The sequence below is a fragment of the Swaminathania salitolerans genome (assembly GCF_007988945.1).
Classification (GTDB): Bacteria; Pseudomonadota; Alphaproteobacteria; order Acetobacterales; family Acetobacteraceae; genus Swaminathania; species Swaminathania salitolerans.
In genome coordinates, this window is the sequence record NZ_BJVC01000002.1 from 1 (window position 1) to 26,981 (window position 26,981).

The 26,981-nt window shown below is 62.1% G+C and carries 24 protein-coding genes and 1 riboswitch; of the genes, 17 read left to right on the forward strand and 7 right to left on the reverse strand.

What is annotated here, in order from left to right; all coding sequences use genetic code 11:
- Positions 1–227: 227 nt before the first annotated feature.
- Together SSA02_RS04120 and SSA02_RS04125 are read left to right on the forward strand one after the other, a co-directional pair.
- Positions 228–1,211: a TIM barrel protein gene (locus SSA02_RS04120; protein ID WP_147092706.1), complete on the forward strand. Its 984-nt coding sequence runs from the start codon at positions 228–230 to the stop codon at positions 1,209–1,211.
- 84 nt (positions 1,212–1,295) lie between these two features.
- Entirely contained in the window at positions 1,296–2,108 is an 813-nt protein-coding gene (locus SSA02_RS04125) for a M48 family metallopeptidase (RefSeq protein WP_186807667.1), read from the forward strand.
- Positions 2,109–2,182: 74 nt separating this feature from the next.
- Here the strand turns inward: SSA02_RS04125 and SSA02_RS04130 are convergent, their stop codons facing one another.
- From SSA02_RS04130 to SSA02_RS04145, 4 genes are all read right to left on the reverse strand, one after another.
- Positions 2,183–4,531: a TonB-dependent receptor gene (locus SSA02_RS04130; protein ID WP_147092708.1), complete on the reverse strand. Its 2,349-nt coding sequence runs from the start codon at positions 4,529–4,531 to the stop codon at positions 2,183–2,185.
- A gap of 88 nt (positions 4,532–4,619) precedes the next feature.
- Positions 4,620–4,817: riboswitch (cobalamin riboswitch) on the reverse strand.
- A gap of 98 nt (positions 4,818–4,915) precedes the next feature.
- Entirely contained in the window at positions 4,916–6,922 is a 2,007-nt protein-coding gene (locus SSA02_RS04135) for a phosphocholine-specific phospholipase C (protein ID WP_147092709.1), read from the reverse strand.
- Positions 6,923–6,940: 18 nt separating this feature from the next.
- A complete protein-coding gene (locus tag SSA02_RS04140) occupies positions 6,941–9,262 on the reverse strand; it encodes a TonB-dependent receptor (protein WP_186807710.1) in 2,322 nt (773 codons plus the stop codon).
- A gap of 373 nt (positions 9,263–9,635) precedes the next feature.
- Complete coding sequence (locus SSA02_RS04145) at positions 9,636–11,867, reverse strand: TonB-dependent receptor domain-containing protein (protein ID WP_147092710.1); 2,232 nt, start codon at positions 11,865–11,867, stop codon at positions 9,636–9,638.
- Between the two features lie 156 nt (positions 11,868–12,023).
- On the opposite strand from SSA02_RS04145, the gene SSA02_RS04150 reads away from it, so the two are divergent.
- From SSA02_RS04150 to SSA02_RS04165, 4 genes are read left to right on the forward strand one after another with little or no spacing between them, the layout of a single operon-like run.
- Positions 12,024–12,956 (forward strand): heme/hemin ABC transporter substrate-binding protein, encoded by a 933-nt coding sequence (locus SSA02_RS04150; RefSeq protein WP_147093353.1) that lies wholly within the window; start codon positions 12,024–12,026, stop codon positions 12,954–12,956.
- 23 nt (positions 12,957–12,979) lie between these two features.
- Positions 12,980–13,999 (forward strand): FecCD family ABC transporter permease, encoded by a 1,020-nt coding sequence (locus SSA02_RS04155; protein ID WP_246103621.1) that lies wholly within the window; start codon positions 12,980–12,982, stop codon positions 13,997–13,999.
- A complete protein-coding gene (locus tag SSA02_RS04160) occupies positions 13,996–14,829 on the forward strand; it encodes a heme ABC transporter ATP-binding protein (RefSeq protein ID WP_147092712.1) in 834 nt (277 codons plus the stop codon). The genes SSA02_RS04155 and SSA02_RS04160 overlap by 4 nt, the downstream gene beginning before the upstream one ends.
- A complete protein-coding gene (locus SSA02_RS04165) occupies positions 14,814–15,128 on the forward strand; it encodes an antibiotic biosynthesis monooxygenase family protein (protein WP_147092713.1) in 315 nt (104 codons plus the stop codon). The genes SSA02_RS04160 and SSA02_RS04165 overlap by 16 nt, the downstream gene beginning before the upstream one ends.
- A 122-nt stretch (positions 15,129–15,250) precedes the next feature.
- Here SSA02_RS04165 and SSA02_RS04170 read toward each other — a convergent pair whose 3' ends face one another.
- Both SSA02_RS04170 and SSA02_RS04175 read right to left on the reverse strand, forming a co-directional pair.
- Positions 15,251–15,754 carry a CinA family protein gene (locus SSA02_RS04170; RefSeq protein WP_147092714.1) on the reverse strand — a complete coding sequence of 168 codons (504 nt, stop codon included), beginning with the start codon at positions 15,752–15,754 and terminating at the stop codon, positions 15,251–15,253.
- Positions 15,747–17,546 carry a lytic transglycosylase domain-containing protein gene (locus SSA02_RS04175; protein ID WP_186807668.1) on the reverse strand — a complete coding sequence of 600 codons (1,800 nt, stop codon included), beginning with the start codon at positions 17,544–17,546 and terminating at the stop codon, positions 15,747–15,749. The genes SSA02_RS04170 and SSA02_RS04175 overlap by 8 nt, the downstream gene beginning before the upstream one ends.
- On the opposite strand from SSA02_RS04175, the gene SSA02_RS12680 reads away from it, so the two are divergent.
- Complete coding sequence (locus SSA02_RS12680) at positions 17,545–17,760, forward strand: hypothetical protein (RefSeq protein ID WP_186807669.1); 216 nt, start codon at positions 17,545–17,547, stop codon at positions 17,758–17,760. The two genes, SSA02_RS04175 and SSA02_RS12680, sit on opposite strands and share 2 nt — an antisense overlap.
- Before the next feature lie 51 nt (positions 17,761–17,811).
- Here SSA02_RS12680 and SSA02_RS04180 read toward each other — a convergent pair whose 3' ends face one another.
- Complete coding sequence (locus SSA02_RS04180; protein WP_147092716.1) at positions 17,812–18,408, reverse strand: TerC family protein; 597 nt, start codon at positions 18,406–18,408, stop codon at positions 17,812–17,814.
- Positions 18,409–18,624: 216 nt separating this feature from the next.
- Between SSA02_RS04180 and purB the strand changes: the two genes are divergently transcribed.
- From purB to SSA02_RS04230, 10 genes are all read left to right on the forward strand, one after another.
- Positions 18,625–19,956 (forward strand): adenylosuccinate lyase, encoded by a 1,332-nt coding sequence (purB, locus tag SSA02_RS04185; protein ID WP_147092717.1) that lies wholly within the window; start codon positions 18,625–18,627, stop codon positions 19,954–19,956.
- Between the two features lie 100 nt (positions 19,957–20,056).
- Positions 20,057–21,448 carry a sugar porter family MFS transporter gene (locus tag SSA02_RS04190; protein ID WP_147092718.1) on the forward strand — a complete coding sequence of 464 codons (1,392 nt, stop codon included), beginning with the start codon at positions 20,057–20,059 and terminating at the stop codon, positions 21,446–21,448.
- A gap of 84 nt (positions 21,449–21,532) precedes the next feature.
- Positions 21,533–22,297 (forward strand): phosphoribosylaminoimidazolesuccinocarboxamide synthase, encoded by a 765-nt coding sequence (purC, locus tag SSA02_RS04195; protein ID WP_147092719.1) that lies wholly within the window; start codon positions 21,533–21,535, stop codon positions 22,295–22,297.
- Positions 22,294–22,536 (forward strand): phosphoribosylformylglycinamidine synthase subunit PurS, encoded by a 243-nt coding sequence (gene purS / locus SSA02_RS04200; protein WP_147092720.1) that lies wholly within the window; start codon positions 22,294–22,296, stop codon positions 22,534–22,536. The genes purC and purS overlap by 4 nt, the downstream gene beginning before the upstream one ends.
- Positions 22,533–22,922, forward strand: a complete 390-nt coding sequence (locus tag SSA02_RS04205) for a Rap1a/Tai family immunity protein (protein ID WP_147092721.1) — start codon at positions 22,533–22,535, stop codon at positions 22,920–22,922. Before purS ends, SSA02_RS04205 begins: the two co-directional genes overlap by 4 nt.
- Complete coding sequence (purQ, locus tag SSA02_RS04210) at positions 22,919–23,620, forward strand: phosphoribosylformylglycinamidine synthase subunit PurQ (protein WP_147092722.1); 702 nt, start codon at positions 22,919–22,921, stop codon at positions 23,618–23,620. The genes SSA02_RS04205 and purQ overlap by 4 nt, the downstream gene beginning before the upstream one ends.
- Positions 23,617–25,815, forward strand: a complete 2,199-nt coding sequence (purL, locus tag SSA02_RS04215) for a phosphoribosylformylglycinamidine synthase subunit PurL (RefSeq protein WP_147092723.1) — start codon at positions 23,617–23,619, stop codon at positions 25,813–25,815. The genes purQ and purL overlap by 4 nt, the downstream gene beginning before the upstream one ends.
- 3 nt (positions 25,816–25,818) lie before the next feature.
- Complete coding sequence (locus SSA02_RS04220) at positions 25,819–26,049, forward strand: BolA family protein (protein WP_147092724.1); 231 nt, start codon at positions 25,819–25,821, stop codon at positions 26,047–26,049.
- 86 nt (positions 26,050–26,135) lie between these two features.
- The gene (grxD, locus tag SSA02_RS04225; RefSeq protein ID WP_147092725.1) at positions 26,136–26,471 is read left to right on the forward strand and encodes a Grx4 family monothiol glutaredoxin; all 336 of its coding nucleotides are present in this window, start codon (positions 26,136–26,138) and stop codon (positions 26,469–26,471) included.
- A 167-nt stretch (positions 26,472–26,638) separates the two neighbouring features.
- A complete protein-coding gene (locus tag SSA02_RS04230) occupies positions 26,639–26,962 on the forward strand; it encodes a hypothetical protein (protein ID WP_147092726.1) in 324 nt (107 codons plus the stop codon).
- The last annotated feature ends 19 nt before the right edge of the window (positions 26,963–26,981 follow it).

Consider the following 26,981-nt stretch of genomic DNA (forward strand, 5'->3'; position numbering starts at 1 on the left):
ACGCGTCCCGTCACGCGCACGCTCCCCTCTCTATGCTTCGTCCCTCACTATCTCCCTGACACAAACAGCGCAGGGTAAGGCAGAAGCGACGTTGCACTGATCGCTTTTGATCAAACCTGTCGCTGATCCGCTCCTAGCTTTTCCCTACATCTCCAGATTGTCCCGCAGCGCGAGTTTTGCCTGCGGCGTTTCTGCGCTTTCGTGCGCCTTGGGGAGTGAACCGGAACATGCCTTTCCAGCTTTCGATCGCGCCATGCTGCTGGGGGGTCGACGATCCCGACCGCGAGGGGCTTCCCGATTGGCGACAGGTTGTGACCGAGGCTGGTCTGGCCGGATATCGCTGGATGGAGCTCGGTCCTACGGGGTATCTCCCCGCGGAGAGCCCTGAACTGGCAGATCTCATGCGGGAACACGATCTCTCTCCGGTTGCCGGAACGGTGTTCGACGATCTGGTCACGATTTCGAACCGCGATGCCTTGATCGGACATACGCGCCGCACCTGCGCCGATCTCGTTCGTCTGCGCCGAGAGACACGAATGAGCACGGCGATGCCGCTCTATTACGTGATCATCGATTGGGGGCACGAGGCGCGCGATTATGCGGCCGGTCATCCGGATCGCGCGCGGCGCCTCGACATAGCCGATCACGTCGGGATGATCGAGACGATACGGACACTCGCCCGTATCGCATGGGAAGAATACGGCATACGCCCGGTCATTCATCCTCATGCGGGGGGGCATGTGGAATTCGAGGATGAGATCGAGCGCGTCCTGTCCGAAATTCCGCAGGAGGTCGCAGGGCTCGCTTTCGACACCGGTCATACGGCCTATGCCGGTATGGACCCCGCCCGAATGATCGCGCAATGGGGGCAACGGATCGACTACGTTCATGTCAAGGATATCGATGGGGCAGTCTTCCGGAACGTGATGAAACGACATATCCGCTTTTTCGATGCATGCGCCGAAGGTGTCATGTGTCCGATCGGGAGGGGCATGCTCGACTACGAGGCGATCCGCGATGCGCTGCTGCGTACAGGCTATGATGGTGCCGTCACTATAGAACAGGAGCGAGATCCAGCATCCTCCGGGAGTAGCCTTGAGGACGTAACCGGTAGTCGAGTCTATCTGGAAAATCTCGGTTTCGGCAATGAGGAAAGATCCGACGCCTCGCGAGCGGTGATGAAGCAGGCTCCCGGTCGAATGATAAAATAAGGGACGTCTCCGGTAAAAAGGTTATCCTTTATGGAAGAGCGTGGCATTGATTGTTGCGTTCTTCTACTCATCAGGGAAACCGTCATGTCTCCGATCATCAAGAAGCTGCGTCACCCCAAGGAGGGTCTCTATGGCGGCATAATCAGGGTTTTCGGCTGTCTCTTCTGGATTTTCATACTGCTGTTTGCCATCGCAGAGGCGCTTTCCTCACCCCACGGTGGGGCCAGAATCCTGATGATATTGCTCTACTTTGTCTTGGGACTCGTTTTTACTCTTTTTGGCGAGGCTCTCTTCCGCGCGCGCGCGATAGGCAACATGGTCGAGGTGACGCCCGCCCAATTTCCCCGGATTCACGGCGAGATCACGGATGTCGCGCGCGCGCTCGGCCTTGCCGTGGCTCCCAGAACCTTCATCTACAATTCGCACGGCGTCACGAATGCCTTTGCGATGCGTCTCTTCCGCACGCGATACGTCTTTCTCACATCCGGCATCGTCGAGGCAGATGACGACGCCCAGCTTCGCTTCATCATCGCCCATGAAATCGCCCATCATGTGCTCGGCCATCTCAATACGATCCAGCGCTTTCTCGCTGCTCCGGGCATCTTCGTTCCGTTTCTCTATCCGGCGTATTCTCGCGCCCGGGAGTTCAGTTGTGACGCCGTAGGAGCCTCCGTCATTCCGGATCCGGAAAAGGCGCTCACGGCCTTGCAGATGCTCGCCTGTGGCGCGCGGCGTCTCAATGCGCAGATGAACAGCACGGCCTTTTACGCGCAGGAGGATCATGTCCCGGGCATTGCGGGCTTCGTTCTGGAAATCTTTTCGAGCCATCCCCGCCTGACCCGCCGCGTCCAGCGGCTGCGGCGCTGTTTTCCCGCCCGGCGGGCCCCAGTCTCCTGAAAGTAGTCTCCTGAAACCGGCGCTCTCGTCATGCCGCCCCGGTCTCGCTCCGGGGCCGTGCAGGTCGGCTGCGCTCAGAGAGGCATGCGTATGCTGACAGAGAACGCCCTCGGGGTGCCGAGCAGGATCTGTGACGGATAGCTCGTATCGGCCCATTGCACGTATTTTTTATCACCGACATTGTCGATACGTCCGAACACAGTGATGTTCTCTCGCGCGTGCCAGGCCACGAAGAGGTTGACGAGCGCATAATCGTTCAAGGTCAGCCGGTTCGCATAATCGCCCTTGCGGGCCGAAACATAGCGAAGTCCCGCTCCGAGATCGACGGGGAGGGCAAGGGGGCTCGACCAAACCCCCCAGAGATTCGCGGTGAGGCTCGGCACGTCAGGCACCTGGTTGCCTGAAGCGTCGAGTTGCGGAGAAGGAAAGAACCGCCCATATCGGGCATGGGTATAGGCGACGTTACCGGAAAGGCTCAGAGCCTTGTCTGGACGCCACATGCCGGACCATTCCACGCCGCGCGCGTTCTGGGTTCCCGCTGTCGAAACAGCGTCCTGCCCTGTCTGAACGAGGATATGACGGCGCCGGATGTCGAAAAAGGCAAGAGTCGAGACGAGGCGACCGGAGAGCGTGTGGCCCTTGATGCCGATTTCGCCCTGGCGCGTGCGGCTCAGGCGGGTGAACTGACCGCGATTGGCGAGAAACAGGTTCGAACCAGGCGGATCCTCGGCGGTGGTGTAAACACCGTAGAGACTCAGATTGGGAAGCAGATCGTAAACCGGGCCGATCCGGAAATTGCCTGGCGTGTAATGTCCCTTGAAACTGGTCGCGGAATCGTATGCGCCGTTTTGTTTGTAGTTCTGTCGATCGAGCGATAGCCAATCATAGCGGAACCCGCCAACGAGCCGCAGGGACTTCCGCAGTTCCAGCGTATCCTCGACAAAAATCCCGGCATCGACCATCGTCGTAGGGGATTTCCTGAAAGGATACTCGCCGGGGAAAGGACCTGAAACGCCGGCTTCGGGATCGGTCAGGGAAACGCTGTCCGCATAGGTTGCGGAGGGGAAGCCGCGATTGCGTATGAAGCGGAGATAATAGGCGTCCGCTCCGACCACCACGCGGTTTCTGACACCGAGAATACGGTGGTCGTATCTCAGGTCGAGGGCGTCGCCGACCTGATGCTGGTTCTGATAGACATAGAAACGATCGCGACCGATCTCGCCCGGAGGGATTGGACGGCCCGCGCTGTCGGCGTCATCAGGTGTCCGGATATAGGTGTAGGTCTCCGCATTGTTCCACCGGCGCTTCGCGTACAGGAAATAGGCCTTGTCATGAAGGGTGAGGCCCGGACTGACCTTCCAGTCGAGATGCAGGGTCGGCAGGGCATTGACGGATGACGCGCGCGGATCGCTGACATTGTAATTCCGCCAGAGCGATGCCTTGCTGATCGCCAGCCCATCCGCGGAATGCAGGAGTCCGCCCTGCACCGGACCTGCCATGCTCTTCGGTACCAGAGGCGTTCCATAATAGGTCGAGAGAGAGTCGGTCAGATAGTCGATGCTCAATCTGGCAGCGAAATCATGGCCGGGCTGCCAGAGCAGGGTCGTTGTCCAGTCGTTGCTTCTGGGGTTGGCTCCCTTGACATATCCGTCGGACGAGGTGCGGCTGAAATCGCTTCGGAGCGCGAGCGTTTTCGCAAGCGGAACGGACAGACCGAACCCGGCATTCCAGCTGTTGAAACTCCCGTAGGATACGAGAGCCTCTGCCCTAATGCGTTCGAGATCCGGGCGCTTGTAGCGCATATCCATGGTCCCTCCCACGGCCCCCTGTCCGAACAGGACGGAAGACGGTCCTTTCATGATCTGGACCGAGGCGAGGTTGAAGGCATTGGCCGGTCGATTGACCATCGTTGTAGGGCCGAAATAAAATCCGTCCCGGAGAATGAGCACCTGATTGCCGCTGAAACCTCTCATCATGAGCTGGGCAGGGTTTCCGGGAGATCCTCCGGATGTCACGCCCGGTGCGAAATCCGCAGCATCCTCGGCATGGGTATAGCCCCGCAATGCGATCGTCTTCTGTGTGATGACCGAGAGAGAGGCCGGCGTGTGTTGCTCGGTCAGACCGAGCCTCCCGCCGATCGCCGGCCTCGATTGCAATCCGGAGGGCGTCCCGTGCGCGGTGATGATCTCGTCACTTTCCTCCGGCGCAGTGATCGCGTCGGAAGTTGCGGCGGATTCCGCGCGGCCCCGCAGGTCATGCGTCGAGGCGCGCGCACCGGTATTGGCGCGTGACAGGGGTTGCGCGCATGCGCGCGGGAACAGGCTCTGGAACGGGAGGGCAACAGGCGACAGGGCAAAAGGCGACAGGGCAAGAAGAGAGATGCCCGCCAGAAGGCCGGGCCGGGAGGAAGAAAAAGGAGACATGAGCGGCTGCGCGTATTTCCGAATGACATGTCACTACGATGGGCCGCCTGAGCGGCCCCCTCAGGGACACCCCGCCCGTCGGTCTCGTGCATGACGATGGCTGATGGCAGGTCTCCTGACTCGTGTATCGCCGATGAAAGAGCAGCCTTCCCGGGGGGAAATCCCAGTGGCATGGCGTGACGCCTTGTCTTTCATCTCCTCACTTACAGTTGCGGGGGCAGTCACGGCTTCGAACCGCGTTCCCTTTTCATCCCGCCAGGCGGGAACCATCACGCGCAATCTACCTTTAGGATCGCGAAAGTCAACGATATGTTATAACATACGGATCCGATCGTTCCTTCGGCGTATGCCATTCCGTGCATGCCGTGAGAATGGAATGGACGTCTATGCGCCCATACAGAAGCGTGGATCGGAGCGGCTCGGCTCTCCGTTTTCGACATGCCCGGCAACGCTCAGCATACAGCCTTTGCCCTCCTCCACGATGTCGAGATGATACCAGCGATCGTTGGGCGCCAGAGCGACGGAGAAGACCAGCGACTTGCCGTCATCGGATGTCAGGGGCGTCGTTGTCCGTGCATAGTGATCGAACACGGAAAGGGCGCGGGCCGTGCTGCGCAGGTCGAGGAGCGTAAGAGTGAGACGATTATCGTCGCTCTGGATGCGGGACACGAGATCGGCTTGTGCATGCTGGAAATGATAGAAGCCGTTCGGCCCGTAAATGGTGACGGGTGCGTTCTCGTGGCAGACGAATTCGCGCGTTTCTGCTGGAAGCAGCGTCACATGACGCGAGGGAAGACCGGTCTGCCTGATCCGGAGCACAGCGCCTTGCGCGCCTTCGTTCGACAGGAGAAGGCGCCTCGCATCGGACGCGTCGCTACGGACAGAAAGACGATAGGGCAGGGCGCGCGCCGGGCGTTGGCCCTCCTCCTGTTCGGGCAGCGATCCCCGTTCGGGCAGAACCGGCGGCGGATGCTGGCACGAAAGCCGGGTCTGATAGAGATAGGCGTCGGTATTGGGCAGGATCGTGGTCCAGACGGGATCCTTGCGTGAGAAATCGAATGCCGAGGTGAGGTCGCCGCAGACGGCACGACGCCACGGGGTGATTTCGGGGCAGGGAACGCCGAACCGTTCTTCCAGAAACCGTATGACCGAGCTGTGATCGAAAACCTGCGAATTGACCCAGCCCCCCTTGCTCCAGGGGGAGATCATCAGGGCAGGGACCCGAGGCCCCAACCCGACCGGTTCGCCGTGATAAAGCTCTCCTGCAAGCAGGTTCCCGCGATCGCTCTCCCCGACAGGGTCGGGAACCGGAGGGGGAACATGGTCGAAAAACCCGTCATTCTCGTCATAATTCAGGATGAAGACGGTTCTGGACCAGATTTCGGGATGGCGGACGAACACGTCGATCAGACGCGAAATGAGATGCTCTCCAAAGCCGGGAGGCGCTTCCGGATGCTCCGACAACGCAGCGGGGGGCACGATCCAGGAGACCTGCGGCAATGCGCCGCTCGCAACATCCCGCTCGAATGCCTCGATCAGGAAACGCCCGTCCAGAGCGTGCATGTTCTGCTGCGTCGAGCCGGGGACGATGGCGCGTGCCTGACGGTACCGCCAGCCATTGCGGTCGAGATTGCGGAACTGCCGGAACGAGGCGAGGGGATTATCGCCGAAATTGTCGTATTCCTGATAGATTTTCCAGGTAACGCCCCCATCCTGCAGGCGGTCCGGATAGGTCGTCCAGTCGAAAGGAGCGAAGGCGGCATTATCATGCGCCATGTCTGCCGACCAGTTCCCGTCATCGACATTCTCGACGGCCTGTTTGCCGTCCCGTCCCACGGCGAGACCATTCGTCCCGGTGAAGAAATAGAGGCGGTTGGGGTTGGTCGGTCCGAAGATCGAGGCATGATAGGCGTCGCAAATCGTGAACGCATCCGCGAGGGCATAGTAATAGGGAATTTCACGACGCGTGAAATATCCCATCGTCATGGCGGTCTTGTTGGGGATCCAGCAATCCCACTCGTTCCATTTCGACTGACTGCCTTTCCAGCTATGGTCGAGACTCTTGAGACAGGCCGCCGAGGTATGGACGGTATCGAAACGTACCGGCCATATCGCCCGACCGTTTCCGTCGCGCTGGGCGAAGACCGACGTTCCGTCCGGCTGGCGTTCCGCACGTGGATCGCCGAATCCGCGCACGCCGCGCAACATGCCGAAATAGTGATCGAAGGAGCGGTTTTCCTGCATCAGGATGACCACATGCTCCACATCCCGGATCGTTCCGGTCACGCGGTTTGCAGGGATGGCGAGAGCCTTGCGCAGATTATTGGGTAGAGCGGCTCCGGCGAGCGCCGCTGCGCCGAGATTGAGAAAGCGCCGACGGGTGGGGGTCATGCGGATCGTCTCCTCCGGTCAGTCGAAATGCTTGCGCAGGGTGAAGAACACCATGCGGGGGGCGGCGGCCTGCAGGGTCTGGAAGGTGCCGTTCGGGTCGGAATTGACGAAACCCGTGCTCCCGACGCTTGCGACATAACGCTTGTCGAACAGGTTCGTGACGTTGATCTGGGCATCGAGCCCGCGCAACCAGAAATCGTGGCTCTTGAAGCGATAGCCGACATTCAGATTGAACACATCGTTGGCCGGCACGGACGCATCGTTGGTATAGGTATAATACCGCCTGTCCTGGATCTGCATCAGGATATTGCCCCAGATCCGTCCATCGTCATATCCGAGCTGCAGATTGGCCAGATTGCGGGGCATGGCGACGACGTTCTTGCCCTTGATCCTGGCTGTAACGGTACCACCCGCATAGACGTCGTCCTGATAGAAGGAGTTGTTGAAGGCATAGGAGGCGAAAAGCGACCAGTTCGGCAGAAACTGCCAGTTGACCGCCGTATCGATGCCACGGGAGATCACCCCGCCGACATTCGTCAGAACCGAGGGGTTTCCCTGGATGCCGACGCCCTGCGTTACCGAAAGCAGGCGGTTTTCGAACTGGACGTAGTATCCGGTCACCGTCGCCTGCACGCCGCCCGCGTGATACCGGTATCCGAGCTCTTCCGTGTTCGACATTTCGGGCTTGAGCTTACCCTGAAGCGCCTGGAAACCGGCCACCGTCGTGGAGAACGGTCCCGCCGTCTGGGCGCTTTCGAATGCGCTCATGTTCCGCGCATAATCGACGAAGAGTTCATGATGACGGTTGAACCGGTAATTGGCGCCGATCTGTGGCAGGAAACCGTTCGTCGTGTTGAGCGCACCGGAGGGGAAAGCCGTTCCGGTCGGCACTCCGAGGTAATTGCCGCTCAGGGCACGCGCTGCATTATCGACGATGAGAGATTTGAAACCGTAGCTGAGCTTGAGCTTCGGTGTGATCTTCCAGGTATCATCGAGATGAACCTGATAGGTCTTCGTGTTGAAGACGCTCTGCCACTGCGTGTAGAACGACCCCGATCTGTACCAGTGGATCGACCCCGGAGCCCCCGAGTCCTGAAGGGGGTAAAAGCGCCGCGCCTGATTGAAATCGTTGTTTTCGAACCAGAATCCGCCCTCGATACTGTGGTTGGCGATCCTGTAGGTCAGACTGCCCAGAAAACCGGCACGCTGGATCATGTATTCGGTCGTACGGGTAGAGAGCGGTGAGCCGCCGAGCGCGGCAGGCGTCGGGACATAGGGCGTCACCCAGGCGCCTTCGCCCGAATTTGTATGGCCGTACCCCATCACGAAACCGCTCAGACGTCTGTTGATTTTGAAATCGAGACGCCCGTATCCGAGGGCGTCTTCGCGCAGCCCGGCGGCGTTGTAATAGACGGTATCCACATTCTGGATGCCCTCGGGGTAGGGCGTGCCGTTCTGATAGGCATGGGCGATCTGCTTCGCCAGAGCGTAATTCCCGGTGATGTTGTCGAGATCGTATCCGTAGGTGCGGATCTGGGAGAGCGAAATGTCCTGATAGTCGTTTTCCCCGCGCTTGGACCAGTCTCCGAACAGCGTGAGCTTGAGATTCTCACCCAGAGGCTGGACATATTTCGCGTTCGCCTGATCCTGACGCTGGACACCGTCTCCTTTCCACTTGTTGGCGTCCTGATGGTTGTACGAGACGTAGAACTTGCCTCCTCCCCTGAGACGACCGCTATTGACCCGGGCGAAGCTGCGCCAGGTCGAGGCCGAGCCGATCGTTCCTGCGACATCCGCGCCGAATTTGTCCGTCGGATCGATGGAGGTGAACTGGAGCGCTCCGCCCAGATCGTTCGAGGCGGCGACGCCGAGCGCTCCCGCCCCCTGGGTCAGGGTGGAGGGGCCGTTATTTTCGGTCTGGAGTGCCCGCCCGATGGAGAGGCCGTTATTGTTGCCATAGGCGAGATTGCCGAGCGGAACGCCATCCATGGTAAAGCCCAGCCGGTTCTGCCCGAAACCGCGGATGATGATCTGTTGCGACCATTCATACGAGCCGAGCGGATCGGAGGAGGTGAACATCACGCCCGGCAATTTCGAGAGCGCCTTGAACGGGCTCGTTCCGGGTGTGTATTCCTCGATGGTGCGGCGGGAGATCGTCTGGGTTTCGCGCGCCTGCCCGGCGCCGAGAACGATGATCGACTCGGTGCGCGGCGTCGCGTTTTCCTTCTTTCCGGCGGGAGTTACGCCGTGAGCGGGTGCTTTCCCGTCAGCGCGTGCAGGAAAAGCGACGAGCATCAGGGAAAGGCTCGTGGATAAAGCGAGGCCGCAGGCGGGTTTCATCATCATCTACCGGATTTGTGACGTTTTCGGAACGCTTACGGTAGATAGAGATTCCGGAAGGTTTTCGTGTGATGATTTCGTGAAATGCTTTCTGAAACAATATTGAAATACGATTTGCATATATCCTTAATAGTCACGTCCCCATAGATATCTTCTTCCCGGTTTCTTTTTCTTCCTGCACTCTTCCGCCTCGCGATCGGGCGAGAGCCGAAAGGGATTGCAGGAAAATGACTCCGCCCGTGGCGCAGGAGAACCGGGGCGGCCGCAGAAATCCGGCGCGCGCATCCCCGGATATGCCCCGCCAGGGGCAGCGTACCCGTGTTTCATGGCGCGATGCGTCTGGCGGAAGAGGGAAGTCACTGGAAAAGGAAAGTCATCGGGAGAGAGCGAAGGTAAGACCGCCCATGACGGTGAGGCCCTGATTGGGAATTGAGGAGATCTGGCTTACGAAATAGCGTCGATCGGTGATGTTGTCTGCATTGACGAAAAGCCTGAGCTGTCGGCTCAGCTGATAGGCACCGAACATGTCGAACACGACATAGCCGCTCTGCCGGGGATAGGCGCCGCCCAGACGGGACGGTTGACCCAGCGTCCGGGTTGCGGCGCGAACCCGTGCGCCGAGTGTCAGCCTGTTCTCCAGAAGATGGATGCCGAGTGTCGAAGCGAGCACGGATCGCGGCGGGGTGGTCAGAAAGGCGCCGTATCCGCGGTAATCCGGAGCGCCGAGCTCCGTGGTGGTATTCGTATAGGAGAGGCTTCCGAAAACGAGGGATGACTCGTAACCGAGCTTCCCCTCGAAACCGTGGGTGAAGCTGTTGCCCGACGTGTTCTGGTAGAAATACCCGATATTCGGAATGAACGATCCGGGTGAGGGGCGACCGACAACCATGGTCTGTGCGATATAGTCCTTTATCCTCGTATCGAAATAATCGCCGTCGAAAGTGATCCTGTCGTTATCTCGCAACACGTCACGATAGCGCAGTCTTGCGCCGGCCTCCCATCCGAATGTGCGTTCAGGAGCCAGAGCCGGGTTCGGGATGAATTTCAGGAAACCGAGCCCGGGATGAGACCCGGCCATGAGCGTCTCCGTCGTGGATGGCGGACGGAACCCGAGTCCGTAGCTTCCGTATAGCTGGAGGCCGCGAACGGGGCTGACGGCCAGCGTGACTTTCGGATTGACGGCATCGGCACTGTTACGCGTCGCGAATGCGCCAGCCCCGGCGGAAGTGAACCCACCCGCCTCGTTCACCCCGCTGCCGGTGAGGCGATACGTGTCGTAGCGCAAGGCGCCAGTGAGCTGCACGATGCGCCAGTTCAGCGCAAGTTGTGAAAAGGCGCTTCCGATGGCGCGCGTGCCAGAGGGCGTGGCCCCGTCATAACCGGTCTGGTCGCGCGTCGCGACCGCATCGTGATAATATTCCCCGCCATAATCCAGACGGGCGCGAACCGGCCCCAGGGAAAACCGGGAAGCGTTATCGGCCTCGAAGCCGAGTGTCGTGAGGCCGTAATGCGTCAGATTGGCGGCAGCGACCGTCTGGGCGCGGAACGACGGCGTGAAGTTGCTCATCCCTTCGGAGACAACATACCCTTTGACATGGAGGGAGAGCAGCGCGCTGCCGCGTGGCGTGTAACGGTATTCGACACTGCCCTGATTGTTGCCGATCGTGTTGGATGTCGGAACGTTCGCGGTCCCCTGACCGAAAGCATTGTGATAGATGACCGTACCGAGGGTGAGCGACTGGTCTGCCCCGGGAACGATTCCGATCTTGAAAAGACCCGATTGCAACCGCTGATAGGTATTGGGTATGCGATTGCTCTCCCCATCGGCATAATCGCCCGAGCTGCGCATACTGAACGCGGCAGCGACGCTCAGCCAGCGACGGAGATGCGCGCCTGCGCCGATCATGCCCGATCCGTCATAATTGTTCGAGCCGCCAAGGGCGCGTGCGGTCACACCATAGCGCTTTCCCTGTTCGACCATGTCGTCGACCCCGAGGGTGTGAAGATTGACCACACCGGCGATCGCCCCCGCGCCGTCACCGGTGGCGACCGTGCCGCGCTCTACCTCAAGTCCGGACAGAAGCGCCGGATCGACGAAGACGCTCCCATTGGCTCCATGGCCGCTCGTCTGGAAATTCTGCCGGGCCCCGTCGATCATGACGTTGACCCGGCCGAAATCCTGCATGCCTCGTATGGAAATCGCGAGGGACGGCGAACCGTCATTCTGGAAATACACCCCCGGCAGCCCGGTCAGGATCATATAGGGCTCGGTCGGCGAGACACGAAGGATGTCCTTCCTGCTCAGAACGGAACCGGCCTGCGGGACCGCCGGAAGCGCGTCGCCCCTGATCCTCATGCGGGGCAGGGCGATCGCGCGGGCAGAGTCCGACCCATCCCGCCTCGTCTCGGCTTTGCCGGCTGCGTTTGCGGGGGCGTCTCCGGCTGCGTCTCCGGGCCTGGCCGGACTGGCGGGCGGCGTGTCCGGATCCGGCCCGGAGATGGTGGCGGCCCCGGCATATGCCGTGAGCGGGAAAAGCCCGGAAAGCACGATGCCCGCAAGGGCGAGCGAGGGTGAGAGAGCGCGTTGGCGGCCTTGGATGCCCATGATCGGAGGTCCCGGAGTCGTTAACAGAACGAATGGATCGATATTGCGAACGCTTCTCACTTGCAAGTCACGAAACTTCGTTCTATTCCCTTCGCGACGATGGCGGGTGAGGGGCAGGGGCCCGTTCCGGCCCGGTCGGAAATCCTCGGGGGTGTCATGAACGTCAGATTGTGCAGTCGTCGTCAGTTCGGTCTATCCGCCCTGATGACGGGTTTTTCCGGTGCCTCGATTCGTGCGCCGAGAGCCGATGGCGCGCGCCGGTTCGTCATGCAGGACTGCCGGGGCAGGCGCGTTGCGATCGGTTCGATGGACCGCATCGTATCGATCGGCGGAACAGTGACCGAAACGCTTTACGCGCTGGGGATGGCGCACCGGATCGTTGCGGTCGATATCACCTCGACCTATCCGCCCTCGGCGCTGCGTGAGAAACAGTCGATCGGCTATATGAGAACGCTTTCCGCCGAGGGGATTCTCGCGCTCCGGCCCGACCTGATCATCGCGATGAACGATGCGGGGCCCGCAGCTGCCATAGACCAGCTCATTGCTTCGGGTGTGCCGATCGTGATGATCGATGCGACAAGGAGCCTCGACGCCGTCGGTAAACGTATTCTCACCCTTTCGAAGATCATGGGCGCCGAACAGGCCGGAACCGCGATGGTCGTCCGTATCGACAATCAGAAACGGACGCTCAGCGCATGGAAATCCCTGCATCGCGAGCGGGCGCGTGTTCTCTTCGTCATGCGCATTGCCAACGGGCGGCCGATGGCGGCCGGGGCGGATACGGCCGCCGATGCCATCATCGGCCTTGCGGGGGGCGTCAATGCCGGGGCAGGGATGAGCGGTTACAAACCGCTCGAACGGGAGGCGCTTGTGGAACTCAGACCGGACGTCATTCTGATGATGAGCCAGGGAGGTCAGGCGATGCGCGAGGCGCTTCTCGGAGACGAGGCGATCAGGATGACCCCCGCCGGTGAGCGACACGCCATCATCGATATGGAGGGCGAGAAACTTCTCGGCTTCGGCCCGCGTACGGTCGAGGCAGCATTCGAACTGGCCCGGCAGATCGATCGTGTGACCCGTCCGTCATGAGCATCCGGAGTCGGAAGCCCGGGGTGACGCTGCTCCTCCTTGTGCTGCTCCTCTCGAGTGTGTTCGTGCTCGCGCTTGCGACCGGGCCGAGCGGGATCGGTCTGCGGTCCCTTTTCGTATCGCCCGGCCCGGAAACGACCCGTTCTGCCACCGGTCCCGACATGGCGCAGCTGATCGTTCTGTATATCAGGCTGCCGCGGGTGGTGCTTGCGACCCTTGTCGGTGCGGCGCTCGGCGCGGCGGGCGGCGTCATGCAGGGCGTGTTCCGCAATCCGCTCGCCGACCCAGGACTGATCGGCGTTTCTCCCGGGGCCGCGCTCGGCGCAGCTTTCGTCATCGTCGAGGGCGCGCGCTGGCCGGGCGCCGGGGGTATCATGCAGCTGGGCGTTCCGGTCGGCGGTATGGCGGGGGCTTTCATCATGACGGCCATTCTGAATCTTCTCGCCTTGCGCGGGGGCGGGTTTTCCACGAGCCGTCTCATTCTTGCAGGGGTCGCGCTGGGCGCGTTTGCCGCCTCGCTGACCGGAATACTGACGTATCGCGCAAACGATTCCGCTTTGCGTGACCTGGCGTTCTGGAGCATGGGCAGTCTGGCCGGAGCGTATTGGCAGGTTGTCGTCATCCTCCTCCCCCTCGTGCTGGTTTCCCTCATCCTGCTCATCGGTCTCTCCCGCCCGCTCAATCTCCTCCTCTGCGGCGAGGAGAACGCGGCCCTGATGGGCTGCCATGTGAGGCGGACGAAATGGCTGTCGATGCTCGCGGTGACGCTCGCCGTAGGGCCTTGCGTCGCCTTTTCAGGCGTGATCGGGTTTGTCGGGGTCGTCGTGCCGCATATCGTGCGGTTGTTCGCCGGGCCCGATCATCGTTTTCTCGTCCCCGCCTGTGCCCTGCTGGGCGCAGCGCTCCTCATCTGCGCGGATATGATCGCACGCATCATCGCCGCGCCGTCGGACGTTCCGGTCGGGATCGTGACGGCTGCGCTCGGTGCACCGGCATTCCTGTGGTTTCTCCTTCGCACCCGTGACGGCGATCTGCCGTCATGATGCTGCGTCTGGAAAACGTCACGGTCAGACGTCAGGATCGTCTTCTTCTCGATGGCATTTCCCTGTCCCTGCCAGCGGGCGCCTTCACGGTGATCGTCGGGCCGAACGGCGCGGGAAAATCGACTCTTCTCCGTGTGGCAGCGGGGTTGATACGGCCGGAGCGCGGGACGGTCCGGATCGACGGTCAGTCTCCCGATACGATGCCATCGATGCGCCTCGCGCGATCGCGCGCCATGCTCACCCAGGACCATGCCATCGAGGCGCGCTTCACCGTGCAGGATGTCGCAGCAATGGGAGTCGTTGCGCCCTCTTCCGGACGGGCGCGCCTGCGCCGCATGGTAGAAGTGTGTCTCACCGAGACCGGTCTGCGCGGCTATGAGGGGCGCGATGTGACGACGCTTTCGGGGGGAGAGCGCCAGCGTGCCCATCTGGCGCGCGTGCTGGTCCAGCTGCGCTGGCAGGGGCCGCGTACGCTGCTTCTGCTCGATGAGCCGGTCTCCGCACAGGATATCGCGCATCAGATGCGCGTTCTCTCCCTCGCGAAGGCCCATGCTGCCAGAGGCGGCGCCTGTCTCGCCGTCCTGCACGACCTCAATCTCGCGGCGGCCTGTGCGGACCGTATCGTTGTCCTCGATCGCGGACGGCTCCACATTGAAGGAACGCCAGCGCAGATCCTGACGCAAGACATGCTCTCGGACGTGTTCTCTCTCGAATTCTCACGTCCGGGCATTCATCGCGAGACGATGCGGCCCTATATCCTGCCGCACGACCTCGTTTCGTCCCCTATCGTTCAGGCACCGAAAGGCACGCTTCCATGTATATCGCAATGAACAGGTTTCAGGTCCTCCCCGAAAGCGAAGAGGCTTTCCGGCAGCGCTGGCTGGACCGGGAGGTCCTTCTGACCACGGTACCGGGCTTCCGGTCCTTCGCACTTCTTCGCGGGCCCGAACGGGACGACCATATTCTCTGGGCTTCCCATACGGTCTGGGACTCCCATGAAGCCTTCATCGCCTGGACGAAATCGGAGCAATTCCGCAAGGCGCATGCCGGGGCAGGCGGGAACAAGCCTCTCACGCTCGGCCCGCCGGTCTTCGAAGGTTTCGAAGTGGTCCAGCAGATCGGCAGCTGACGACAGGGCAGAAGCTCACGACAGGACGGGGGAGGCTTCCTCCCTCGTTCGATCGGGCTCTCGTTCGATCGGGCCTCTCCTCCGATCGGGCCGGTCGCTCGTCCCGCCTTCGAGGGGGCGGGTCAGGGAGATGCGGTTTGCGGTGGATCCAGCAACAGATCGAAGACACGATCGCAGCTCGCCTTGCGTATGGCGGCGCGATCGCCCTCGAATCTGTTGATCTCGTGATAGGGCGTATGGGTGCCGCGAACCAGGCCGATGCAGACGGTGCCGACCGGTTTGTCCGGTGTGCCGCCTTCCGGTCCGGCGATTCCGGTCACGGAAACCGCGATCGTCGCATCGGCGGTGGCCTGCAAGGCCCCGAACGCCATCTCGACCGCAACGACCTCGCTTATGGCGCCATTGGTCTCGAGACTGAGATGGGAGACCGCGAGGGCCGTATTCTTGAGCGCGTTCGAATAGGTGACGAAACCGCCCTCGATGCAATCGGAGGACCCCGCAATATCCGTCAGGGTCGCCGCAATCAGACCGCCCGTGCAGCTCTCGGCGGTGACGAGCCGATCCCCGGACGCGCGGAGTCGGTCGAGAACGCGGCGCGCCTTGTCGGAAGTGGGCAGATCAGCCATGAGCGCCGTTCTCCAGAACACGATAAAGAGCCATGTTTTCCTCCACGCGCTGGATATAGGAGCGCGTCTCCTCATAGGGCAGACTCTCGATCCAGTCGACAAGTCCGTCCTCGCTCATGGGGGCTGGCAAGGGGAGCGTCTCGAGCCACTGATCGGTCCGGTACGGTCCGGCATTATAGGCGGAGAGCACCGCAGGGACGACATTTCCGAAGCGGGCGAGAAGCTGGGCCAGATAGTGCCGACCCAGAATGAGATTGGTCGCAGGATCCTTCAGCCCGCGCGCGCTCGTATCCATCCCGGTCAGACCTGCACGGCGCGCGACATCATGCGCCGCACCCGTCTGGAGCTGAAGCAGCCCGATCGCGTGTGCGCCACTGACCGCATCGGGATTGAAGCTGCTTTCCTGTCGCGCGACAGCCAGGGCGAGGCCGTGCGGCAGGCCGTCTCCCTCTGCTTCCGCTCCGTCGAGCACCGGCCATCCTTCCGGATAAAGCGCCTGCCCCAGTCTTCCGGTGCGACGCGATGCGAAAACCGCGGGTTCGAGACAGCCGATACGCAAGGCGAGGCGTGCGATGGCTGCCTGTCCCGGGATATCCTGCGTCCGGGCATAGGCCATCATCAGGAAGAGACGCGCATGCCCATCGTCGTTGCGGGCATGTAGCTGGCTGGCGGCCTCGATCAGATCGTCGCGTGCGACCTTGCCGCTTGCGGGGGCAGGAAGACGATCGAGGGCGGCGACCAGACCCGGGATCGTGCCGTCGGCTGAGATCAGGCTGTCCTTGCGTCCGGCCAGAATCGCAAGGGCGCGTTGACCGTAGAAGGTCGTTGGCATGGTCGCGGCCTCGCGCCATGCGTCTTCTGCCCTGGCCTTTTCTCCGGCTGCGGCATAGCTGCGTCCGAGCCAGTAGAAACCGCGGCTCTTCGTGAGCAGGCTCGTCTGCCGGGCGAGCGGCAGAAAGGCCTCCCGCGCGAGATCCGGACGTTTCGAAAAGCGCAGTGCGATCCAGCCGGAGAGGAAATGCGCCTCCGCGGCGGCCGCTTCGCCATTGGGGAGCGTGGTGTCGCCCGCGAGATCCTGCGCAGGGCCGACAGCGCCTTGCATGAGAAGTGTCCGCGCCAGACGCAGGCGCTCGCCGGTCCAGTTTTTCGAGGGGTGACGCGCCTGTATCGCAAAGCCCCGGTTCTTCCAGAGCGTGACGGCTTCATCGAGCCGCTCGGCGCGACGCAGCTGGACCAGTCGCGCGAGAAGGATGTCCGGATCCTCCTGCAATGACGGCGGGAGTGCCTCGAATTTATCGTCCGCATCCGGCGTCCTTGCGCTCAGGGCGAGGCGGGCTGCGGCGCGCTGGCGCTGATCCGGAGCAAGGAGCGCGATCTGCCGCGAGGCGGCCGTGAACTGGCGCGTGCGAATCTCCCGGTCGAAACGGGCGAGATGATCGGCAGGTGTCAGCGCGGTCGCATAAGTGGAGAGGATCTGGCTCGCATCGCTTTCCCTGTCGGCTCCGTCCCGCCAGATCCGCCGCGCCTGCGCCGTCGCATTCCGGAGATACGGTGCGCAACGCATGAAGGCCTGGACGACGGTAAGCGTTTCTCTGGGACAAAGCGCCTGAAGCGCGCTCTCCGGGGTGCGCGATGCAAGAGCCTGCTGATAGCGGAGTTTCATGAGCCCGTATTGAGGCCAGACCGGTCGCAATGCGAGGAAATCGGCATAATCGCTGGCGGTGACGGTCCGATCCGGCTGGATGAGTGCAAGCCAGCGATCGAGACGCTCCGAGACGGCGCCAGAAGTCATGCCGGTGACGACAACCGGGCCTGATCCTGAACCCGGGCCTGATCCAGCCGATGCCGATGCCGATGCCGGTGTCGCGTGCAACGGGGCGGGTGCCGCCGTCGCTCTCGCAATGGGAGCGGGCACGGCGCTGCCGGTGGGGGCGATCCGTGCCTCGCCCGCGCAGCCGGACATGACGAGGACGGTCCCGGCCAGAAAGGCCGCCCGGACGGGATAACGGCGTTCGTGACGACGATATTCGTGACGACGGTGTTCGCAAGGGCGGCTTTCAGGCCAGAACATGATGGATCACCTCGGCGCTGCCTTTCCAGATGAGTTCGATGGCGACGAAAGCCACGATCGCAAGGCCGAGCCAGGCAATCCATCGGTAGCGTTCGAGCAGACGGGCCACGAGAGAGGCTGCCACGCCCATGAGCAGGACCGACAGGGCAAGACCGGTCACAAGTATGTAAGGATGCCCGATCGCCGCACCGGCCACGGCGAGCACGTTGTCGAGGCTCATGGAGAGATCGGCGAGCACGATCCGGAAGATGGCCTGCCCGAGCGATCCCGGGCGTTCGGCCTCCTCATGCGTGTCCGGGGAGACGAGTTCCTGGTACATCTTCCAGCAGACCCAGAGCAGCAGGATGCCGCCTGCGAGGGTAAGGCCGATGACGGCAAGGAGCCGCGATGCGACGAGGGCCAGAAGGATACGCATCACCGCCGCGGCCAGCACACCGACCGCGATGGCGATGCGTCTCTGCCGGGCCGGAAGACCGCGTACGACCATGCCGATCACGACAGCGTTGTCGCCAGCGAGCGTGATGTCGATCATGACGACCTGGGCGAGCGCGATCAGGGCGTGCCAGGTAAGATCAGGCGCCACGTTTCTCTCCTCACAATACGCATGACGCGTAACCGCGCGCCATGTTTTCGCAACTTGTCTGCAACGGGCGGATCGTACTGAAAGGCGCGGGCGCGCGCAATTCGGCCCGACCGCACGACATGGCGAAGACCTGCGATGGGCGGTGTTAAGCGGCGTCGAGTTCGGGTATGAGAGCGCGATCGAAGGTGCTTATCCCAGGAAGGAGCTCGCCAGACCATGGTGCCACGCTACAGCCGCCCCGTCATGACCGCCATCTGGTCGCCCGCCAATCGCTACCGGATCTGGTTCGAGATCGAGGCGCTTGCCTGCGAGGCGATGGCGGAGCTCGGCGATATCCCCAGGGAGGCAGCCCGTATCATCCGCGAGCGTGGCGATGCCGCCATGGCTGCGTTCTCCGACGAGGATCTGGCACGGATCGACGAGATCGAAGCCGTCACCCGTCATGATGTGATTGCCTTCCTGACATGGCTCGCGGAAAAGATCGGCCCCGAGAGCCGGTTCGTCCATCTCGGCATGACCTCCTCGGACGTGCTCGATACCTGCTTTTCAGTCCAGCTCGTCCAGGCGACCGATCTCCTGCTCGAGGATCTCGATGCGGTGCTCGCTGCGCTGCGCAAGCAGGCTTACGCGCACAAGGACACGGTCACGATCGGCCGCAGTCACGCCATTCATGCCGAGCCCACGAGTTTCGGCCTCAAGATCGCAGGCCATTATGCCGAGTTCGCCCGCAATCGCACGCGCTTGCTTGCGGCGCGCAGCGAGATCGCGGTCTGTGCGATCTCGGGTGCGGTCGGTACCTACGCCCATATCGACCCGCGCGTGGAGGAATTCGTGGCCGAGCGCCTCGGTCTCGCAGCCGAGGACGTATCGACCCAGGTGATTCCCCGCGACCGGCATGCCGCGTTTTTCTGTGCGCTCGGCGTCATCGCGAGCGGGATCGAGCGACTGGCGGTGGAGGTCCGGCACCTGCAGCGCTCGGAAGTGCGCGAGGCGGAGGAATTCTTCCATCCCGGCCAGAAGGGCAGCTCTGCGATGCCCCACAAGCGCAACCCGGTCCTTTCCGAAAATCTGACGGGTCTGGCGCGTCTCATCCGCTCTCATGTCGTGCCCGCACTCGAGAACGTCGCCCTGTGGCACGAGCGCGATATCAGCCACTCTTCGGTCGAACGCAATATCGGCCCCGATGCCACGATCGGCCTCGACTTCGCCCTGACCCGACTGGCGGGGATGATGGACAAGCTGGTCGTCTATCCCGAGCAGATGATGGCCAATCTGGAATCGCTCGGCGGGGTCGTCCATTCAGGCGAAGTGCTTCTCGCTCTGGCGCGTTCGGGTATCTCGCGCGAAGATGCCTACAGGATCGTGCAACGCAATGCGATGGAGACATGGACGAAGCTCGGCCAGCCGGAAGGGCGCAGCTTCCGCGAGAATCTGGACAACGATCCCGAAGTGGCCGGGCGGGTCGACGCCCGGGTGCTCGACGAGGCGATGGACAGCAAGCGGCACCTCGTTGCCGTGGACCGCATCTTCAACAAGATTTTTTGTTAACCTAACATAAAACCTGTTGACCTTGTCCCGTTCGCGTGTGGAAGTAACCAAGTTGTAATCTCGGGCGTGGCCTGACGATATCGAGGACTTGGGCTTTTCAATGGCTTCCACATCAAACGCGCGCGGGCGCTCCCTGACCAACTTCATCGCGCTGATCGCCGCGACGGGCGGTCTGCTTTTCGGTTACGATACGGGGATCATCTCCGCCGCGCTCCTCCAGCTCACGCCGCAATTCCGGCTGACGACGGAAAGCGCGGAAATCGTGACGTCCGCGGTCATTCTCGGGGCGCTGATCGGCTGTATCTCGGCCGCACCGCTTTCGGACAAGCTGGGCCGCCGCCGGACGATCATCGCCGCAGCGACCCTGTTCCTCATCGGTACGGTCATCGTGACCTATGCCGATTCCGTCATCGTGCTTACCCTGGCGCGTCTCATTCTCGGTCTGGCCATCGGCGCATCGTCCCAGATCGTCCCGATCTACATCGCCGAGATCGCCCCGCCGGAGCGGCGCGGCTCGCTCGTGGTGGCCTTCCAGTTCGCCATCGCCTTCGGTCAGCTCGTTTCCTTCGTTACGGGCTACCTCCTGCAGGATTATTCATGGCGGCTGATGTTCGGCCTCGGCGTCATTCCGGCGGTCATCCTGTTCATCGGTATGCTTTTCCTGCCGAACAGCCCGCGCTGGCTTGCCATGCAGGGCGAGTTCGAGCAGGCGCGCGACGTTCTCCGTCGTGTCCGCCACTCCGATGAGGCTGCCGATCGCGAGCTGAAGGAAATCACCGACCAGCATGACGAGAAGGCGCCCCTGTCCGAGGTCTTCAAGCCCTGGGTGCGGCCTGCGACGATCGCCTCCGTGGGGATCGCGCTCCTGTGTCAGCTCACGGGCGTGAATGCGGTGATGTATTACGCTCCGACGATTTTCGCCGATGCCGGGTTCGGTCAGTCTTCCGCCCTCCTGACATCGGTTGCCATCGGCGTCGCCATGGTCGGTACGGTGACCTTCGGGGGCTGGGCGGTCGATGCCTGGGGGCGGCGTACGCTCATGCTTCGCTTCATCCCCGGCGCCGTGATCTCTCTCGTGATCCTCGGTTTCATGTTCTTTGCCGGGGCGACGCATGGCACGGGGGCCTTCATCACCGCCGCTGCGATCGTCGGGTACACCATCTTCAATGTCGGGAGCCTTTCGGTTGCGATCTGGCTCGTCGGTGCCGAGGTCTATCCGCTTTCCTGCCGCGGCACGGGCATGAGCCTCGTTGCCGCGAGCCATTGGGGTGCGGATCTGATCATCTCCCTGACCACGCTCAGCATGGTGAGGGCTCTCGGTGCGGGCGGGACGTTCTGGCTCTTCGCCGCCGTCAATGCCTTGTCGTTCTTCTTCGTTCTCCGCTACGTGCCCGAGACGAAAGGGCGGTCGCTCGAGCAGCTCGAGGCCTCGCTGCGGAACGGCACCTTCGCCCCCGTGGACCGCAAGAACGCGGCTGCGACGGCAGAGTAAGCCGCGCTGCGATCAAGGGTATGAAGGGCGTTGCCGCACTGCTATATGCGTGGCAACGCCCTTCACCCATTTTGAAAGATCGTCATGGCACGCCGTCGTCAGCTCTATGAAGGAAAAGCCAAGATATTGTTCGAGGGGCCCGAGCCGGGCACGCTCGTGCAGTATTTCAAGGATGACGCATCGGCCGGAAACGGCGTCAAGAAAGGGATCATCACAGGCAAAGGGGTGCTGAACAACAGGATCAGCGAACACCTCATGCTGCGTCTTCACGAGATCGGCATTCCGACGCATTTTGTCCGTCGCCTCAATATGCGCGAACAGCTGATCCGCGAAGTCGAGATCATCCCGCTCGAGGTCGTCGTGCGCAATGTGGCTGCCGGATCGATCGCAAAGCGTCTCGGCCTTGCCGAGGGCACGCGTCTCCCCCGCTCCATTCTCGAATATTACTACAAGAATGACGCGCTCAACGATCCGATGGTCTCCGAGGAGCATGTGACGGCATTCGGCTGGGCCAATGCGCAGGATCTCGACGAGATGAATGCCTATGCGCTGCGCACCAACGATTTCCTGTCCGGAATCTTCCAGGGGATCGGAATCCAGCTCGTCGATTTCAAGCTCGAATTCGGTCGGCTCTGGGAGAACGACGAGATGCGTATCGTGCTCGCAGACGAGATCTCGCCCGATAATTGCCGCTTGTGGGATACCAAGACGAGCGAGAAGCTCGACAAGGATCGTTTCCGTCGCGATATGGGACGGGTCGAGGAAGCGTATCAGGAGGTCGCCCGACGTCTCGGAATTCTGCCCGAGGCCGGAAATGGCGATCTCAAAGGACCGGAGGTCATGCAATGAAAATTCGCGTCAACGTCATGCTGAAGGAAGGCGTGCTCGACCCCCAGGGCAAGGCCATCGGTCATGCGTTCGAGGTTCTGGGCTTCTCCAATGTGGGTGAAGTACGCGTGGGCAAGACCATCGAGCTCGAGGTCGACACCGCCGATCGCGAGGCGGCAGCTGCGCAGGGCGAGGCCATGGCGCGCGAACTCCTGGCGAATCTCGTGATCGAGGATTTCGCAGTCGAGGTCGCCGAATGATCCGCAAGCTGGCTCTTCTCACGGTCGTCGCTCTCGCTCTGCCGGGAGCGGCGCTGGCGGACGTACACCGTCTCTCCTCCATGCAGGCCGGTCGGTTCGGGCAGATCTGCTCCAAGCCGCAGGGACGAGGCGTATGCGACGCCTATATTGCGGGCATGGCCGATGCCGGTGCGCTTGCGGCCCTGAACGCAAAGGCGCATGGCGACATGCAGGCTTCGGGCGGCTTCTGCGTTCCTGATGCCGAGACCACAGAGGCCATGCGCGGCAAGGTCCTCTCATGGCTCAAGGCCCATCGTGACGTGCTGGGTGCGCCGGTCGGAAAGTCGGTCTTTGCGGCGCTTCATGCTGCCTATCCGTGTTCACCGATGAAGGGGAACAGTCTATGAAGGCGGGTATCGTTCTCTTTCCGGGCACGAACCGCGAGCGGGATATGGCGCAGGCGCTGCGTCTCGTCTCGGGTCGCGATCCGGTCATGCTGTGGCATCGCGACACGAGTTTGCCGCAGCTCGATCTGGTCGTGCTGCCCGGCGGGTTCAGCTTCGGCGATTATCTGCGATCGGGCGCCATGGGCGCACATTCGCCGCTCATGCGCGAGATCCGGAGTTTCGCCGAGCGCGGCGGTCATGTTCTTGGCGTCTGCAACGGCTTCCAGATCCTGACAGAGGCGCAGCTGCTTCCCGGGGCCCTGCTGCGCAATGCCGGTATGCGCTTTCTCGCCCAGGAGCATTTCCTGCGCGTGGAAACGGCTGACTCCCCCTTCACGCGGGACTGGTCCAAAGGCGATGTCTTCCGCGCGCCGCTTGCACATGGCGATGGCAATTACACGGCAGCCCCCGATGTTCTCGATCGCCTCGAGGCAGAGGATCGCGTCGCATTCCGTTATGTCAGCGCACAGGGGCAGGATGACGCCGCCGATCGTCGCTGCAACCCGAACGGGAGCCAGCGTTCCATTGCCGGGGTTCTGAGCGAGAACCGACGGGTCTGCGGTCTGATGCCTCACCCCGAAAATCTGGTCGATCCCGATCTCGGCGCGACCGATGGCGTTCCCCTGTTTTCCAGCCTGGTGAAGAGTCTCGTGGCATGAGCATGACCGTCAACGCCGAACTCGCCGCCCGTTTCGGTCTTTCCGCCGAGGAATACCAGAAGGTTCTCGACATCATGGGCCGCGTGCCCAGTCTGACCGAGCTGGGTATCTTCTCCGTCATGTGGTCGGAGCATTGCTCCTACAAATCCTCCCGGGTTCATCTCAAGACCCTCCCGACGAAAGCCCCCTGGGTCATTCACGGCCCGGGGGAAAATGCGGGTGTCGTCGATATCGGCGAGGGACTGGCAGCCGTCTTCAAGATGGAAAGCCATAACCACCCGTCTTTCATAGAGCCGTATCAGGGCGCCGCGACGGGCGTAGGCGGCATCCTGCGCGACGTGTTCACGATGGGCGCACGTCCTGTCGCCAATCTGAATGCGCTGCGTTTCGGCGATCCGTCTCTTCCGGTCACGCGTCGGGTGATCGATGGCGTGGTGCGGGGCATCGGCGGTTACGGCAATTGCGTTGGCGTACCGACCGTTGGCGGAGAGATCAATTTCCATCCGGCCTATAACGGCAACCCCCTCGTGAACGCGATGACGGTGGGGATCGCCCGGACGGACAAGATCTTCCTGTCTGCCGCCGCCGGTATCGGCAATCCGGTGGTCTATGTCGGCTCCAAGACCGGGCGTGACGGCATTCACGGCGCGACCATGTCTTCGGCGGAATTCGACGAACATGCGGCGTCGAAGCGCCCGACCGTGCAGGTCGGCGATCCCTTCACGGAAAAGCTGCTGATCGAGGCCTGTCTGGAACTGATGGCTACCGATGCCATCGTGGCGATTCAGGATATGGGGGCGGCCGGGCTCACCTCCTCCGCGGTCGAGATGGCCGGCAAGGGCGGGGTCGGGATCGAGCTCGATCTCGACAAGGTGCCCCAGCGCGAAACGGGCATGACGGCCTATGAGATGATGCTCTCGGAGAGCCAGGAGCGTATGCTCATGGTTCTCAAGCCCGAGCGAACCGAGACGGCGCGTACCATTTTCGAGAAATGGGATCTGGACTTCGCAGTCGTTGGCGTTCTGACCGATACGGCGCGCATCACCGTCAGGCATAACGGCCGGACGGAAGCCGATATCCCGCTTGCGCCGCTCGCCGATGAAGCGCCGCTCTATCATCGTCCGCTGGTGCATACGCCGCCGCCGGGAAGGATTGGCATCGTGGCCGATCCGGTGGGGATCGAGCACGCCCTTCTGACCCTGCTGGCCTGTCCGGACCTGGCCTCGCGGGCCTGGGTCTGGAACCAGTACGACAGCGGCGTGGGCGGACAGACCTCCCGGCGCCCCGGTGCGGCCGATGCCGCCATCGTGCGCGTGGAAGGGACACGTCGCGGCCTTGCGATGACGACGGATTGCACACCGCGCTACTGTCAGGCCGACGCCCATGCAGGCGGAGCCCAGGCTGTCGCGGAGGCGTGGCGCAACATCACGGCCACGGGCGCCCTTCCTCTGGCCGTGACCGACAACCTCAATTTCGGGAACCCCGAAAAACCCGAGATCATGGGGCAGTTTGCCGATGCCGTGCGCGGCATGGGCGAAGCCTGCCGGGCGCTCGATTTCCCGGTCGTGAGCGGGAATGTCTCGCTCTACAACCAGACGAGCCACCCGAACGGGATCAGCACCCCGATCCTGCCGACACCGGCAATCGGTGCCATCGGCGTGATCGAGGATGTCACCAAGGCCGTGGGGCTGGCTATGCCGGAAGGCTGCGAGCTCGTGCTGATCGGCGAGATCCGGGGCGAGCTCGGGCAGTCGCTCTGGCTGCGGGAGATCTGCCACCGCGAAGAGGGCGCTCCGCCGGTCATCGATCTCACTGCCGAGAGACGCAACGGCGATTTCGTGCGTCGCATGATTGCTGAAGGCCGGGTCGAAGCCTGTCATGATATCGCCGATGGCGGTCTGCTCGTCACCATTGCCGAGATGGTCATGGCGAGCGGAACCGGATGCTATCTGGAGCGGCCGCATTTCGGGACGAGCCTCCACGCCTGGTATTTCGGTGAGGATCAGGCCTGCTATGTCATCGCGACCAAACAGGCCCGGGAGCTGATCGATGCCGCAGAAAGCAGCCACGTTCCGGTGCGTCATCTGGGGCGCAGCGGGGGCGATGCGCTCGTCCTCAACGAAGGCATGAAACTGTCCGCAGAGAGGATGCGCGAAGTCAATGGCGCGTTCTTCCCGAAATTGATGGAGCGTTGAACCATGCCCATGAGTGCAGAAGAAATCGAACGGACGATCAGGGCCGCTCTGCCCGACGCCGTGATCACGATCGAGGATCTGGCCGGTGATGGCGATCATTATGCGGCGACTGTCGTAAGCGCAGCCTTTGCCGGTCTGCCACGCGTGCGCCAGCACAAGCTGGTCTATGACGCCTTCGGTGGGCGTATGGGTACCGAGCTTCATGCACTGGCGCTCAGGACACAGGCTCCCTGAACATAAACACCCTGACAATCGAGACTGCGTTGGTCTAGGATGGCGTCATCACAGCCAACGCACTTATCGGGAAGAGGATAGAAAAGATGGCCGAAGCCGTATTCCAGCAGATCCAGCAGCTCATCGATGGCAACCCTGTCATGCTTTTCATGAAGGGAGACAAGCTCTTCCCGCAATGCGGGTTCTCGGCGCGCGTCGTCAAGATTCTCTCGCATATGGGGGTCGAGTTCGAAACGGCGGACGTGCTGGCGAGCGCTGAACTCCGGCAGGGAATCAAGGATTTCTCGCAATGGCCGACAGTGCCTCAGCTCTATGTCAAGGGCGAGTTCCTCGGTGGATGCGACATCGTCACCGATATGTTCCAGAGCGGCGAACTCGAGTCTCTTTTCGACGAGAAGCAGATCGCCAGAAAGGTGGCATGAAGGCGCCTCATTGACGCCATAAATTGAACGATGTGCCATAGTTTGGTCGCAAACTATGGCACGATTGCAACACCCCTCCGGTATCTCGAAAAAACCGTTCATCCGGCTCTTGTTGCCACTCCGACCCGCCGCCTAACCTTGTGGCCATAGAGCAGAGGGAATTGAATATGCGGCGTATTTCGGTAGTCAGGCGTGCCACCCCCTTGATCACGGCGGGTCTTGTGTCAGCAGGCCTTTTCTTCGGTGCGCAGGGTGCGAGCGCGCGAGAGATTACCGATCTCGAGGCATCCAAGCTGACTCTGGATGCGCTTACCGCGACGCCGGTAGCCCATCACGTGACGCATCATTCCCATCATTCCGCGAGCCACCGTCATTCGGCTGCGAGCCATCACCAGGCGACCTCCAGGCACTCGCTGGTTCACACGGTCGTCTATCATGCCAAACCCTCCTCGACCCACGGCAAGAAGCGCCATAGCCGTCATCACGGGTAAGATCGCTCGGGCGCGGTTC